The organism is Enterococcus columbae DSM 7374 = ATCC 51263, from assembly GCF_000406925.1.
In the GTDB taxonomy this organism is placed as follows: Bacteria; Bacillota; Bacilli; order Lactobacillales; family Enterococcaceae; genus Enterococcus_E; species Enterococcus_E columbae.
Map to the genome: position 1 here is coordinate 1 of NZ_KE136352.1, position 15,002 is coordinate 15,002.

The window sequence follows — 15,002 nt, forward strand, 5'->3', positions numbered from 1 at the left end:
TTCTCATGCGAAAAGTAATATTATGCGGTATTAGCACCTGTTTCCAAGTGTTATCCCCCGCTGATGGGCAGGTTACCCACGTGTTACTCACCCGTTCGCCACTCACTTTCTTTCGGTGTAGCAAGCTACGGTGAAAGAAAGTGCGTTCGACTTGCATGTATTAGGCACGCCGCCAGCGTTCGTCCTGAGCCAGGATCAAACTCTCATAAAAAAGTTGATACAATCATGATGATTGTTAAGCTCAAAAAATTGATTTGCTAGCTATTGCTTGCATGTTGTTTTTGCTTCTATATAATAGAAGCGCCTTACACATATTGGTTTGCTTTTTTGTTCAGTTTTCAAAGGTCTACTTTGTTTTGTTTCAACAACTCTTATATCTTACTCCTTGAACTTTCAAAAGTCAAGAACTTTTTTTAAAATATTTTTTAGTTGTTGTTTGCAATGTTTGTATCGCTCACAGCGACTTTTATATAATAACAAAGCTGTCTTTTATTGTCAACTACTTTTTTCAAAAAATATTTTTTCAAATGAGATAAGTAGTTCATCAAATCAGCGACTTTCATAGATTATCATGCTTTTTATTTGGCGTCAAGGATTTTTTACAAAAAAAGTTATGAAAACATTTTCTCTCCTTCTATTTACATATACGCAAAAATTATTGTAAAAAAAGACCGACAACTCAAAGCTGCCGGTCTTAAATTTACTTTAGCGAATATCGAAATTATTCTGCATCGTACACATCTAAAATGATTTGTTTCAATTCAGAAATTAGTGGTTCTTTAGGGTTAGCTGTTGTACATTGATCTTCATAAGCAAGTTCAGCCATACGATCAACTGTTGCATCAAGCACTTCTTGTGTAACACCTTGTGATTTCAAGTTCATCTTGATACCTACACGACGACCTAAGTCAGCAACAGCAGAAGCTAATGATTCAACTAATTCTTCAGTTGTTTCACCTGGTAAACCTAAGAATTTAGCAATGTCTGCATAGTCAGTATGTGCACGGAAGTAATCATATTTAGGGAACATTGCATGTTTTTGTGGATCTTTCGCATTGTAACGGATAACATATGGCAATAGAATTGCGTTTGTACGTCCGTGTGGAATACCATATTCTCCACCAATCTTGTGTGCGATTGAGTGACAAATTCCCAAGAATGCATTGGCAAATGCCATACCAGCCATAGTAGAAGCATTATGCATTTTTTCGCGTGATTCTAAGTCTGGTGATTTCACAGATTTTTCTAAGTAATCAAAGACAATCTTGATTGCTTGTAAGCTTAAACCACGAGTATAATCAGATGCCATTACTGAAACATATGATTCAATTGCGTGAGTTAAAACGTCCATACCAGTATCAGCTGTTACAGATGCAGGCACTGTCATTACAAATTGTGGGTCTACAATTGCAACGTGTGGTGTTAAAGCATAATCAGCTAATGGATATTTAACGTGAGTATCACTATCAGTAATTACCGCAAATGGTGTTACTTCAGAACCAGTACCTGATGTAGTTGGAATACATACGAATTGTACTTTTTCAGCAACTGGAATCTTGTAAGTACGTTTACGGATATCTAAGAATTTTTGTTTAGCGCCAAAGAATGAAGTATCTGGATGTTCAAAGAATAACCACATTGCTTTAGCAGCATCCATTGCAGATCCACCACCAAGCGCGATGATTGTATCTGGTTGGAAGTCCACAATCATTTCCAACCCTTTGTAAACAGTGTTTGTTGAAGGGTTTGGTTCTACGTCTGAGAACACTTCTACTTTCACATCATTTTTACGACGGTTTAATACGCCACGAACGATGTCAGCATATCCAAATTGAACCATACCTGGGTCACATACCAACATTACACGTTCAACGTTAGGCATTTTTTCTAAATATAATAGAGAATTCTTTTCAAAGTAGATTTTTGGTGGTAATTTGAACCATTGCATGTTATTTCTCCGTTTCGCTAAAGTTTTTACGTTAATCAAGTTAACTGCTGATACATTTCGAGATACAGAGTTCTTACCGTATGAACCACAACCTAATGTAAGTGATGGAATCATTTCGTTATAGATATCACCAATACCACCTTCAGCAGATGGGCTGTTTACTAAGATACGGCAAGCTTTCATGCGCAAACCAAATTTCACTTGTAGCTCTTCATCTTCTGTGTGAATCACAGCTGTATGTCCTAATCCACCAAGATTTAACATACCTTCACATAATTCAAAACCATGTTCCGTGCTGTTTGCTTTCACCATTGCTAAAACTGGCGATAGTTTTTCACGTGATAGTGGATAATCAGGACCTACGCCTTCTAATTCAACAATCAACATCTTCGTGTCAGCTGGTACAGAAATTCCTGCCCATTCAGCAATTTCACGAGCATGATGTCCCACCACTTTAGGATTTACTGCTGTTTTTGTTTCATTCATGACAACTGCTTCTAATTTAGCAATTTCATTTGGTTTTACAAAGTAGACGTTATGTGCTTCAAATTCAGCTTTTACTTCTGCATAAACTTCTTTGTCAACAATCACTGCTTGTTCAGAAGCACAAATCATACCATTATCAAATGTTTTTGATACGATTAAGTCATTCACCGCACGTTTAATTTTTGCTGTCTTTTCAATATAAGAAGGTACGTTACCAGGACCTACCCCTAATGCTGGTTTACCAGTTGAATAAGCTGATTTAACCATACCAGCACCACCAGTAGCTAAAACTGTAGCTACACCTGGGTGATTCATCAATGTTTGCGTTGCTTCAATTGATGGATGTTCAATCCATTGAATGCAGTTTTCAGGTGCACCTGCGGCAATTGCTGCATCACGAACAATACGAGCAGCCTCTGCTGAACATTTTTGTGCACTTGGATGGAATGCAAAGATAATTGGATTACGTGTTTTTAAAGCAATCAAAGCTTTAAAAATAGTGGTTGAAGTTGGGTTAGTTGTTGGGGTTACCCCACAAATTACACCCACTGGTTCAGCAATTTCAATTAAGCCTTTTTGTTTATCTTCGTTGATTACACCAACTGTTTTATCGTGTTTAATATTATTCCAAATGTATTCTGAAGCGTACATATTTTTAATTGCTTTATCTTCGTACACCCCACGTCCTGTTTCTTCAACAGCCATTTTCGCTAATTTCATGTGTTTGTCCAAAGCTGCCATCGCACCTTGGTGTACAATGTGGTCTACCTTAGCTTGATCAAAATCACTCATTTCAGCCAATGCGACATTTGCTTTAGCTGCTAATTCATCAATGACTGCTTGTACGTCGTTTACTTTAATTTCTTCTACTACTGCTGCTTTCTTAGCCATATGGTTCCTCCTGCGCTTCCGCTAATATTTTTTGTTAATCATTTCACACACTTAATATACATCATTCATTTGTATTTGTAAATAGATTTCTGTGATTTTTTTCACGGTTTTTTAAAATATATCAAAACTAAGCAACAAAAAGTAATAGAATCCTTATCAAACCAAGGTTTAAAGCTGTTTTTAAACATCATTTATTTCTAAATAAAAAATGGATACAATGTCACAAAATGGATTGCTAACAAAAAGAAAAGATGTGAAAACACTTGAAAATAATTTCACATTTTCATAAAAGAACAGAAAAAAGAACTGTCGTTATCAAGAGGGCAAGCTTTTTATTTTGTTTAAAAAACAAGACTTCCCTCCTAGATAGATGCAAGCAATTCACATCTATATTTTACATCAACCGCACATTTTTGGGAAGCGTTTTCTTTATAATACAAAAAAAGGATTGAAAAATCCTTATACTATTAGAATTTTCAATCCTTTTATATCTTCTCAAAAATGTGCTTATTTGTCCTCTGAGACTTCTTCTTTAGTCTCTTCAACAACAGGTGCAGCCTCGGAAACGGTGCGAATTGCACTACGATCAAACTCTAAAATGACCCCTTCGCAATCTAGATCTACAGTGTTTGCTTCTTCATTGACAGCAGCAACGACCCCATGTAATCCACCAATTGTGACAACTTTACTTCCTGGTTTTAAACCATCTAACAATTTTTGACGTGCCTCTTGCTGTTTCTTTTGTGAACGTGACATGAAAAACATCATCCCACCAAAAAGAATCAACATAGGTAAAAGACTAATTAACGAATTCAAAATAGTGACATTTCCTTTCTTTTATTACCATATTCTTGTAACTAGTTACAGTATAACAAATTTAGAATTTTTTTGCATCTGCTTTATTAAAGCCATATTCTTCAAAGAAATATTCTCTAAATTCAAGCAGATTATCATTCATAATCGCTTCACGAACTTGTTTCATCAAGTTCAATAAGAAATAAAGATTATGATAAGAAGTTAAACGCAAACCAAATGTTTCATCACACTTAATCAAATGACGCACATAAGCGCGAGTATAATTCCGACAAGTGTAGCAATCGCATTTTTCATCAATTGGTCGGAAATCTTCCGCATACTGCGCGTTTTTAACGACCAAACGACCTTTAGAAGTCATGCAAGTGCCGTTTCTGGCAATTCGCGTAGGCAAGACACAATCAAACATATCAATCCCGCGAATAACTCCATCAATTAATGAATCAGCAGCACCTACCCCCATTAAATAGCGTGGTTTGTTTTCTGGAATTAATGGTGTGGTAAATTCTAGTACGCGATTCATCTCAGCCTTACTTTCACCAACTGAAAGTCCACCAATCGAATAGCCCGGAAAATCCATACTTACTAAATCGCGAGCGCTCTGACGACGTAAATCTTCAAAGCCAGCTCCTTGAACAATTCCAAATAAGCCTTGGCGATCAGGATTTTTGTGTGCTTTTAATCCGCGCTCTGCCCATCTAGAAGTGCGTTCAATTGATTTTTTCACGTAATCGTAGCTTTCATTAAAGGGTGGACATTCATCAAAACTCATCATAATATCAGAACCAAGTTTATTCTGAATATTTATCGCCTTTTCAGGAGATAAGAATAGTGGTGACCCATTTAAATGATTTTTAAAATGAACACCTTCTTCTTCAATATTACGCATATCGGCAAGTGAGAAAACTTGGAAACCACCTGAATCAGTTAAAATAGGCTGATCCCAATTCATGAACTTATGTAGACCACCTGCTTTTTCGACTAAATCTTCACCGGGGCGCAACCATAAATGATAGGTGTTACTTAAAATGACCCCTGCTCCCATCTCTTTTAATTCCTCAGGCGACATTGTTTTTACCGTTGCTAATGTTCCTACCGGCATAAACATCGGTGTTGGAAAAGTACCATGTGGCGTAATCAATTCCCCCAAACGTGCACCTGTATGTTTTTCTTTCTTTATCAAGCGATAACGAATCGCTGGCTCTGCCATGTATTTCCCTACTTTCTATTTCTCTAATACAATGATACTTCTTAATGATATAGGTTTCAAAATAGTTTTGCAAGCGTCCAAGTAAAAATCTAAGCTCCTCCAAGCATTTCTTTAAAACTTAGCAAAAAATTTCAAAAAAAGGTTCCTAAACGAGCAAATATTTTTCATAATTACTAACTACCAAAAAAGGACTCGACAATCACTTATCGAGCCCTTAGTTGGAAGGTTTAGCTGAGATTATTATTTGGATGCAAAGTATCTTATTTTTACAAAATCGTTGTTTCATTTACAAACTCTACACTAAAATTTTCATATGGTACTTGGTTTTTGGTTTTGAGTTGTTGCATGTACCGCTTATACAGTTTACTTTGCATTCAATTTTTAGGTGAATCTTGTAGATTTAACAATTTTTTGTTTCGCTCTTCTACTTTTCATTCTCTGAAACATTATGATTAGACTTATTACATATCTTCTCTTTGCTTGTGTTTCTACCGACAGTAGTAAACTATGGGTGTTTTTTAACTATTTACTTTTCTTCTCAGCTTTCTCTCCTTCCTTACAAGACAAGTATAGCATTTTTAGAAAGCGTTTACAACAGTTTAGGCTTAGTTTTTTGATTATTTTTTTTGATGGAAAATTTCAATCAAGAATTTCCGATTATAATTAAAGCTGAGCTAACCTTTTTATCCGTTAACTCAGCTTTTTTATCTCATATATGTTTTGTCGATGGCGACTACCTAATTATTTGCTTGCAGCTTTTAGCCGTTCTACATCGCGGGCAATCATTAATTCTTCGTCAGTTGGGATAACTAACACCTTCACTTTAGATTCTGGCGTAGAGATAACTAGTTCTTCTCCCCGTTTTTTATTTTGTTCAGGATCGATTTCACAACCAAACCAAGTCATTCCTTTAATGATTTCACTACGAACATGCGCATCATTTTCACCAATACCGGCTGTAAAGATGATTGCATCTACCCCGTTCATTACCGCTACATAACCTGCAATATATTTACGGATACGATCAGTAAAGACATCATATGTTAAATGTACACGATCATTGCCTAGATTAGCTTCAATATCACGCATATCACTAGAAATCCCACTTAGACCTAGCAAACCAGATTTTTTATTTAAAATATTCAACATTTCATTGATATCAATATCTAATTTTTCCATTAAATATGGTAAAACAGCTGGATCGATATCCCCAGAACGTGTACCCATAGTTACCCCAGCTAATGGTGTAAATCCCATAGAAGTATCTACTGAACGTCCACCATCAACAGCAGTAATTGAAGCGCCATTACCTAAATGACAAGTAATTAATTTCAACTCTTCAATTGGCTTGCCTAAAACTTCCGCTGCACGATGCGCTACATAACGATGACTGGTTCCGTGTGCGCCGTATTTACGCACTTTGTATTTATCGTAATATTCCATTGGCAAGCTGTATAGATAAGCATGCTCAGGCATATTCGCATGGAAAGCTGTATCAAAAACAGCCACATTAATCACGCCTGGCAATAATTTTCTAAATGCACGAATACCCATCACATGTGCAGGATTGTGTAATGGAGCGAACGCTGCACATTCTTCAATTTTTTCTACAACTTCATCATCAATGACTACTGACTCACTGTAATATTCGCCACCATGCACAATTCGGTGACCAACGCCAGTAATTTCATCATAACTTTGTAAGATTCCTAATTCAATTAATTGATCCATCAACATTTGAACCGCAATTTCATGATTATCAATATCTTGAATCACTTCAAATTTTTGTCCATCACCATATTTAATTGTAAAGATAGAATCAGTTAATCCAATTCTTTCAACAATCCCTTTAGCAATAACGGTTTCTTCTGGCATTTGGTATAATTGCCATTTCAAGCTTGAACTTCCTGCATTAATTGAAATTGTTTTTGACATAACATTCGCTCCTTTTAACCTCATCAATTTTTACTGAACCTAAGATTAAGCTAAATATTGTTGCTGCCATTGAGCAAACTCTTTAAAGAATTCAGCAATTTTTTGTGGATTTTTTAATGTTTGTAAGCGAGCAAGTAAAACCTGACTCGCTTGTTGTGCATTCCCACCTCTTTTTTGTAACAGCAGAATGCTCTTTCTTGAATGCTCATTTCTGAATAATTCATCTGGCAACTGAATAATGCCTTGTAAGTAGACTTCTTCTTGCAACCAAACCTTTAGATATTCATTTTGTTCACTCTGTAATAAATTACTTGGTACCAAGAAGATACCAAACTCTCCAGCATGAACATACTTCATCGCTTGCTCCATCAACAAATGATGGGCATAGGTATGCTCATGAGGGGCATATACTTTAAATTGTTTGGCTTTATCATCAATAGGATAATAGCCGATTGGTAAATCACCGATTGCTACATTCGCCGGTTCAATCAATAAATCCTGCAAGCCATCTTGATGAAATAATGATAAATCCGTATGCACCCACTGATTATTCGCAGCGGCAATCGCTAGTAGGGTTTCATCATTATCCACACCAATGCCCTTAACGGTATATTTTGCCAAAGATAAATTAGTCAAGATGGTTGCTAATAAATTCCCCATCCCGACAGTCAAATCCAGCACGGTTAACTCCTTGTTCTTATTTGGATATAATTGCTCAATCAAATAGACAAACAAAAAACCGATGCCATCAGGAGTTAACTGATGATTGGCTTGTAAAGGCTCGGTTTGAGTCCCCTTTAAAAGTAGTAATTGCGATAATTTACGCTTATCTTCTGGTTCGATTTCTACTTGACTTAGCTTAGCATAAATCGGTGCTAATTTTTCAATCGTTGGCTCATCAGGCGTTTGATCGATTACGCGAATTTGATATTGATCATTCATATTTTCAACATGCTCGATATAGGCATCTAAAAAAGAAGAGGCCATCGCCTGCTGCAACAATTGAATTGCTTCTAAATGTAGGTAAAAAGTTTCTTCGATTTTTTCCGGTAACATGATTCTACTCCTTAATACTTCAACTAAAAATGATTGAAGCTTCGATTACTAATTACCTTCATCATAGCAGAAAACCATCCTAATTGTCACAATATGCGCTACGAAAAATGCGATCTTGTAGAAAATAAACCAAAAATTTTAGTGGACCTTTATGACCTAATTAGTCACTCTTGAAAAAGTGTGCTAAACATAAAATGAATATTTAGCAACCTTAAGCAAGCTCGCCCCGTCGTCCAAACGGTTATACTATTTTTATAGTAAAGCGAATACAATAAATTATAACAACTTAACTGTCTGTTTTATTTTAGCCGATTTAATTGTTTTTTTCAATCGCTTTCTTTTATAACATATGTTGAAATAATATGTGAAAACACTGAAAAAACAATAAAATAGTTTGGAAATGGTTGTTTCATTTCCAAACTATACATCTTAGCAAACTGTATTATTTTTATCCATCGTTCATTAGCACTTATCACACTTTATTTCTCGCTGCTTTTACTAGAATCACTTGTCGATGGTTGTTGATATTGATTTAAATCAATGGTTTCTTCGATTTTCAAGGGTTGTTCCTTTAAATAAACTGTAAGTTGTAATTGATGATTACTGATTTGATACCTAAGACACTTCTTTTTTAAAGCGCCCTGCTATTTTGTTCATACAAAAACGCTACTTTTTGTACAGTTACGCTAGCTCTATTCACACAATCAATCGTTGAAAGAAAAAAGAAAGATATTTGAGTAAATTTGGCTAGCAAACCTCTTATACTTTCATATAAGTGCAGACTATCTCTTCTCCTTTAGTTAAAACGAATCAGGCGAGACTGCTTCCACTACCTATCGCTTGTAGTGTACTTCCAAAATGGAATAGTCGTTGAACGTTCCTATTGCTAGGCTTCGCTGCTGGTCATCCATTAAACACCGCTTACCTTAGGCTTTCACCATAGTCAATCTTTCTATTTTTTTCTGCTTATCGCCACCTTCACGCTTGGGTTTGGTCATCCCTACGTTGTGGTATAGAAAGCTTTAGGACCTTCCAGCAATTCAATCTCTTTAAATAACTACTAATTTCTCAATAGCTAGACTACCAATCAATCTATTTTACCAGTATTCATCTGCACACTACCTACTGAAGAATATTGATCCTTTCGCATTAAATAATCAGCTAAAAACAACTGCATCATCATCTGTCGTTCATAATAATGCTTAAAATCTGTTTGTTCCGTTTGCGTACGTTGATAAGCCAAATGTAAGCCTAATAAACTAAAACTAAAAACAAATAATAAAGATAAAGCAATCAATAAAACATTAGCTTTTTTGATCGTTGAGTAAAAGATAGGCATTTCGAACCTCCCCACTATAAAAAGTAATGGTCATTTTTAACTTGCCAAAACCTTCTTTTTTAAAATTTGCAAAACGAACATCGGTCATCAGCGGCTCATTTCCACCTTTTTTCTCAAAATATAAACGTGTACCTGCATAGCCTTTTTTCAAGGTGATATCACTGAGATCATCCTTTTTTGGATAAAGTGGCGCAAAAGTAACCTCGTTTGAATAAATACTTCGACAATAATAGTTCTTCAATCGATGCTCAATCTGAGCCAGTGCTAAATGCCATTCTTGTTCACCTTTAAAAGAAAAACTATTTTGTAACCGCTGCTGATAGCCAATTAATTGATTACTAGTCATTAAAAACAAACCAATGATAAATAAAGATAACAACATCTCCAACAAGGTAAAAGCTGACACTTGCTTATTTTGAGATAAAATAAATTTCCTGTTCCTTTTCACCCTCATGATACACAATCCCCTTCAGCTGGTTCCCTGTATATTGCCAGCTCACTAGCGCATTAGTTGGCTGACTTAGCGCTAAATTGCCAGTAGTATACTTATCTTCATTAACCGAAGTATAGACTGCTAGCCAAACACCTTCATAAGCTTGTCGCATTGCTTGTACCTGCTTTTGCACCTGCTGCACTCGATTGACATAAAAGAGAAAATCACGACTGATAACCAAAACACTTGTTGTGATGATAAAAAAGGCTAATAATGATTCAAGTAGCATGAACGATGGGCGTAATTCTTTTCTCATAACGACCACTTCCTAAAAATAGTTGATAAGTAATGCGTTGATTCGCTAGCGTATCCACAAAATCAAAGGAGCTAATCGGACCATATGTACCCGTATATTGATGAAAAGTCAGATCATTTATCGTAATTACTTTAATTGAACTTGGTGCATACAGGATTTCTTGTGCTTTACCGTCATAAGGAAAATCAATCGCGATATAGTCCTGCCTAGAATGAATATAAGCCGCTGTTCCACCAATAATGGCGCGTTCATGAATATAGGCTAAGTTATTCTCAAATGTTTGAAAAAAGACCTGTTGTTCTACTCGAGCCTTTAACCCCAAAAATCCATGAAGGCCTATTGTGCTTACTAAACTAACAATAAATAAAACACAGAGCAATTCAATCAGGGTGAAGCCAGCAACCGAGGATTTAGACAAATAAGGCGTGTTCATCTTAAACATAGCCTATCAACCTGAAGGACTCGACTCATCGGGATCTGGATCATTTTTATGCGCAACATAAATATCATAACGGCGTTTGCCAACAATTCCCTTGAGTGTATCTTCACTAGGCTCTTGTCCGTGTTCTGCCTTATAAACCTGAATTTCTTGTTTCACCACTTCTACTACAGAATAGTTAGAACGTTTTTGTGCTACATTGCCTTTTTCAATTAAATTTGGCACAAATAGCAACAATAATACACTAATAATAAATAAGACGATCACCATCTCAATTAAAGTAAACGCTGCTTTCAACGATCGTTTATTGAGCCATTTTTTTATGATATTCCACACATGTCTAACCACCTTTTTATTAAATATACGCATCCATCTGTTGATAAACTGGCAATAGCACCATCAAATATACCGCTAAAACTAATAATGCAACGACAATAAAAATTAAAGGCTGCAACCACTGCATCCACATTTGTAATTTTTGCTGTAGGCGAGTAAGAATCAATTGACCGTACAAGCTTAATTGTGTCCCTAATTTACCAGTAACTTCTCCTTGAAAAAGAATCGTTGTAAATTCTGGAGTAAAAAAAGAATATTGCTCTAAACATTCTTTTAAGCTTCGACCTTGCGCTAGCTTTTCTTCAATATCTCGCGCCAAGCTATACATAAATGAATTCGCGTCTAAATGTTGCATGCATTGGATGATCTGTTTTAGTTCCAAGCCTTGTTGTAGCAACAGTCCCCACTCTGTTGCAAAAAAACTGGTATAATACAAACGAATTGCCGTCCCCACCAACGGCAAACGGACAAGAATACTTATACGAACTAAATAATCTTTTTGTTGCCAGGTCTGATGATAATGTAAATAGACAAGCGCAATTAAAAATAGTAAGCCACCTACAACATAAGGCAACAAATAAAACAAACGGACCGTCCACTGCTTTTGATTAATCAAGCCGCTTTGAATAAATTGAGGCAACAGAATAAATCGTAAAAGCAGCAGCATTAAAAACAAAAATAAAACTAATAGCAAGGGATAGGTTAATAATTGTTGGAGCTGTTTTTGACGCTGATTTTGTTGTTCCAATTGTGCTTGAATCGCCTGTAAGGTCGCTAAAAGATTACCATGTATCTGCGCTAATTGAATTTGTGCGATTATCTGCGCTGAAAAAGCCAGCCTTCTAAACAATCCATCAATTGAAGAACCTTGTAAAAATAATTGATTAATCTGCTGCAGTTGAAGCTTGGTAAATTGCTTGCTTTGTACCATTAGACGCAAACTTTCTTGCAAAGAAAAACCATTATTCAGAAACAACACAAGCTGTTGGATAAACTGCAATTGAAATCGTCGCTTATTTGAAGGCAAATCTCTAGGTGTAAATAACCACTTACTTATCTTTGATTGATGTTTGGCTTTGCTGAAATGTTTGATATTGTTGATAGCTCTCTTGCCAGGAAAGATAAATAGTCGGTTCTTGAAAAAACTCATAACCAAACAGCACTTCCGTTTCTCCTTTATAATTTTCTAGCATTCTTTGGTAAATAACCCCCATTAGGCAATTATTTAGCTCGCTAGCACTACCGATTAAATCCAGCATTCTAGCCTTGGTTTCACGTACCCCTTTAGCATGGACGGTTGCAAACACCTTATGACCAGTTAACGCCGCTCGTATCGCTGCTTTAGCTGTTAATTCATCCCGAATCTCTCCGATAATTAGAATGTCTGGCCGATGACGCAAGGATAGCTTAATCAGCTGTTCATAAGATTGTTGAATTTTTTCATTGGTTTGTAATTGCAAAAAGCTAGGCTCCTCTATTTCAACTGGATCTTCAATAGTAATCACCTGACCGTGACTAAGCTTGGCTAAATGATACATTAAGGTAGTCTTTCCTGAACCGGTTGGACCACTAAATAAATACAAGCCTCTATCATTGGTTCGCTGTAAAATGGTCTCGTACTGTAGCGAATCAAAATAGCGCAAATCCAAAGACTGAAACGGATGTAAAAAGCGAACAACTAAACTTTCATTGCCATGATAATCCCCCACTGTTGATAATCGTAAACGTTGCTGATTATCCACTAAATCATAACTAATCGCACCTAATTGTGGTCGGCGATGCTCGCCAACATCCATCTCTCCAAGATACTTAAAACGACTAATCAGCTGCTTAGCTTCATCAAGACCAATTTCTTTAAAGGTAGAAATGGTCTGATTCTTACGAAATTCTATCACCCCCTTATCCAGTCGCTGATATAAATACATATCCTGCATCTGCTCTTTTACACCAAATTGAATCAATTCATCAGAAAGCTCCTCTATTAACATTACGTTCACCTCTTTTCCTCTTCCCATAATATACATACGCAAAAACAACCATTTATACGAAAAAAGAGAGTGCTCCTAGAAATTTCTTTCTAGGAATCACTCTCATTTTCATCAAACTACTAGGCATAAAGGTTTTATCACTAGCTATTGTTCTTTACGTTGGCGGAACTTTCTCACTACCATACCCATTAATGCAAGCAACAAGCTTACTGCTCCCAAAATACCTTCGTAGCCTTGATTATTACCTGTTTTTGGTAATTGCTTACCAGTCGTAGTTACTTTACCTGTTGATTGGTTGGCAGTTACTACTGAACTTGTACTTGGCACTTTTGTACTTGAAGTATTTGGAGTATCAGAAGTTGGCTGTCCTCCAGTATTTGGCGTTGGTTCATTACCACCAGTGTTTGGCAAATTAGTTGGTACTTTTTGGTAAACATAAGTCACATGAAGAGTACCATCAATGATTTTGCCACTAGCTGGCGCTGATCCATCCTTCAAACCAATCAGCGTATATCCTGTAAATTCTTTGGCAACTGTTGTGTAATCTGAGCCCACTGGTAATTGAATCATTTGTTTAGCATCATCAAATACTGTTCCTTCGTTATCCATATACACTACTTCTACATAACCATTTTTAATTACTGGCTCTGGTTCAGGTGTTGGCTCTGGTTCCGGATTAGGTTCTGGATTAGGTTCTGGATTAGGCTCTGGATCAGGTGTTGGTTCTGGCTCTGGATCAGGTGTTGGTTCTGGCTCTGGCTCTGGTTCTGGATTAGGTTCTGGATTAGGTTCTGGATCAGGTGTTGGTTCTGAATCCTTCGTATAAACCAATTTAATTTCATGTGTACCTTTTTCCACTACACCAGTTGATTTTGCTTCAGAGCTTTCATCAACTTTTAAGAACGTATAACCTGCAATTGTTGGGATATCAATTGTATAGTTTGTGCCAGTTTTGACATTTTCTAAGCTTACCGCACCATTATTCTCAGTAGCGATACTTAATGGCCGAATGACATTACCTGCTTGGTCAACAGCAATAACATAGTAGCTACCAAATTCTTCTTTTACTTGCACATCATAGTAATACGTAATTGTTTGTAAGCCTTCTTTAACAGTACCCGTAACTTCTCCTTCTACTTTTCCATTATATTGATAACCATCAATCGTCTTAGGAGCTGTGGTGTACTGAGTGCCTACAGGAACATTTTGTTTAACATATTCACTTTGCAATACCGTATTTGTTGCTTGGTCAACATAGAACACTTGCACTGTACCCAATTTTTCTTCTGGTTCTACCACTTCATCAGGTGCATATAGGAAGATAATGGTCTTTGTCCCTTTTTCGACAACACCCGTTTGTGCTTGTGTTGGTGAAACAAGATGATAGCCTTCGATAGTCCGTGGATTAGCAGTATATGCTGTACCGATTGGTTGATTGTCTACCAATAGCTCACTGGCTAGTACCTTACCACTATCTTGTGCTAAATGCACGACATTGACACTACCTTTTTCAGCAATTAGCTTACGATAAACATAAATGATCTTATAACTATCTTTGGCAACTACGCCTTGTTCACTATCTGATCCACTACCTAAACGGCTATACTCATAGCCTTCAAAAGTGGCTGGTGAAGTAGTATAAGTATTACCATATTTTTCTGTCTTTTCTTCAGATTTAAGTAATGTTCCATCTTCAGACTCGTGAACAATCTGAATTGTTGCATTTTTTACTTCAGGTGCTTTTTCAGTATTCGTAATCACGAAGCCATTTGTTACATCGCCAGTCACTGCACTAGTGTAACCTGTGATTGC

At 36.4% G+C, this 15,002-nt stretch carries 13 protein-coding genes and 1 rRNA gene; all 14 read right to left on the reverse strand.

Translation table 11 applies throughout. The annotated features are described in order from the left end of the window. Positions 1 to 211, reverse strand: a 16S ribosomal RNA gene (locus RK02_RS11310); the annotation flags it as partial. Positions 212 to 721: 510 nt separating this feature from the next. Continuing rightward, a complete protein-coding gene (adhE, locus tag RK02_RS11315) occupies positions 722 to 3,325 on the reverse strand; it encodes a bifunctional acetaldehyde-CoA/alcohol dehydrogenase (protein ID WP_016184367.1) in 2,604 nt (867 codons plus the stop codon). 507 nt (positions 3,326 to 3,832) lie between these two features. Then, entirely contained in the window at positions 3,833 to 4,141 is a 309-nt protein-coding gene (gene yajC / locus RK02_RS11320; protein WP_016184368.1) for a preprotein translocase subunit YajC, read from the reverse strand. Positions 4,142 to 4,202: 61 nt separating this feature from the next. Further along, positions 4,203 to 5,348 carry a tRNA guanosine(34) transglycosylase Tgt gene (gene tgt / locus RK02_RS11325; RefSeq protein WP_016184369.1) on the reverse strand — a complete coding sequence of 382 codons (1,146 nt, stop codon included), beginning with the start codon at positions 5,346 to 5,348 and terminating at the stop codon, positions 4,203 to 4,205. A 741-nt stretch (positions 5,349 to 6,089) separates the two neighbouring features. Next, positions 6,090 to 7,283, reverse strand: a complete 1,194-nt coding sequence (locus RK02_RS11330; RefSeq protein WP_016184370.1) for an acetate/propionate family kinase — start codon at positions 7,281 to 7,283, stop codon at positions 6,090 to 6,092. Positions 7,284 to 7,328: 45 nt separating this feature from the next. Further along, entirely contained in the window at positions 7,329 to 8,339 is a 1,011-nt protein-coding gene (locus tag RK02_RS11335; RefSeq protein WP_016184371.1) for a class I SAM-dependent methyltransferase, read from the reverse strand. A 1,087-nt stretch (positions 8,340 to 9,426) separates the two neighbouring features. Then, positions 9,427 to 9,678 carry a hypothetical protein gene (locus RK02_RS11340; RefSeq protein WP_016184372.1) on the reverse strand — a complete coding sequence of 84 codons (252 nt, stop codon included), beginning with the start codon at positions 9,676 to 9,678 and terminating at the stop codon, positions 9,427 to 9,429. Beyond that, positions 9,644 to 10,132 (reverse strand): competence type IV pilus minor pilin ComGF, encoded by a 489-nt coding sequence (locus RK02_RS11345; protein ID WP_016184373.1) that lies wholly within the window; start codon positions 10,130 to 10,132, stop codon positions 9,644 to 9,646. The genes RK02_RS11340 and RK02_RS11345 overlap by 35 nt, the downstream gene beginning before the upstream one ends. Next, entirely contained in the window at positions 10,089 to 10,427 is a 339-nt protein-coding gene (locus RK02_RS11350) for a hypothetical protein (protein WP_016184374.1), read from the reverse strand. Before RK02_RS11350 ends, RK02_RS11345 begins: the two co-directional genes overlap by 44 nt. Next, on the reverse strand, positions 10,390 to 10,869 hold the full coding sequence (gene comGD, locus RK02_RS11355) for a competence type IV pilus minor pilin ComGD (RefSeq protein WP_016184375.1): 480 nt from the start codon (positions 10,867 to 10,869) through the stop codon (positions 10,390 to 10,392). Before comGD ends, RK02_RS11350 begins: the two co-directional genes overlap by 38 nt. 6 nt (positions 10,870 to 10,875) lie before the next feature. Continuing rightward, positions 10,876 to 11,202 carry a competence type IV pilus major pilin ComGC gene (gene comGC / locus RK02_RS11360; protein WP_016184376.1) on the reverse strand — a complete coding sequence of 109 codons (327 nt, stop codon included), beginning with the start codon at positions 11,200 to 11,202 and terminating at the stop codon, positions 10,876 to 10,878. Between the two features lie 19 nt (positions 11,203 to 11,221). Then, positions 11,222 to 12,352 (reverse strand): competence type IV pilus assembly protein ComGB, encoded by a 1,131-nt coding sequence (gene comGB / locus RK02_RS11365; protein WP_245555718.1) that lies wholly within the window; start codon positions 12,350 to 12,352, stop codon positions 11,222 to 11,224. Then, positions 12,252 to 13,190: a competence type IV pilus ATPase ComGA gene (comGA, locus tag RK02_RS11370; protein ID WP_016184378.1), complete on the reverse strand. Its 939-nt coding sequence runs from the start codon at positions 13,188 to 13,190 to the stop codon at positions 12,252 to 12,254. The genes comGB and comGA overlap by 101 nt, the downstream gene beginning before the upstream one ends. A 144-nt stretch (positions 13,191 to 13,334) precedes the next feature. After that, a partial coding sequence (locus tag RK02_RS12410; RefSeq protein ID WP_016184379.1) for a MucBP domain-containing protein occupies positions 13,335 to 15,002 on the reverse strand: 1,668 nt, incomplete at its 5' end.

Bases quoted from the DNA above. Each gene is read 5' to 3' on its own strand.
- RK02_RS11335 (WP_016184371.1), bottom strand. From the start codon at position 8,339: ATGTTACCGGAAAAAATCGAAGAAACTTTTTACCTACATTTAGAAGCA.
- RK02_RS11330 (WP_016184370.1), bottom strand. From the start codon at position 7,283: ATGTCAAAAACAATTTCAATTAATGCAGGAAGTTCAAGCTTGAAATGG.
- RK02_RS11350 (WP_016184374.1), bottom strand. From the start codon at position 10,427: ATGAGAAAAGAATTACGCCCATCGTTCATGCTACTTGAATCATTATTA.
- comGA (WP_016184378.1), bottom strand. From the start codon at position 13,190: ATGTTAATAGAGGAGCTTTCTGATGAATTGATTCAATTTGGTGTAAAA.
- comGD (WP_016184375.1), bottom strand. From the start codon at position 10,869: ATGTTTAAGATGAACACGCCTTATTTGTCTAAATCCTCGGTTGCTGGC.
- tgt (WP_016184369.1), bottom strand. From the start codon at position 5,348: ATGGCAGAGCCAGCGATTCGTTATCGCTTGATAAAGAAAGAAAAACAT.
- comGB (WP_245555718.1), bottom strand. From the start codon at position 12,352: ATGAGTTTTTTCAAGAACCGACTATTTATCTTTCCTGGCAAGAGAGCT.
- RK02_RS11340 (WP_016184372.1), bottom strand. From the start codon at position 9,678: ATGCCTATCTTTTACTCAACGATCAAAAAAGCTAATGTTTTATTGATT.
- RK02_RS11345 (WP_016184373.1), bottom strand. From the start codon at position 10,132: ATGAGGGTGAAAAGGAACAGGAAATTTATTTTATCTCAAAATAAGCAA.
- adhE (WP_016184367.1), bottom strand. From the start codon at position 3,325: ATGGCTAAGAAAGCAGCAGTAGTAGAAGAAATTAAAGTAAACGACGTA.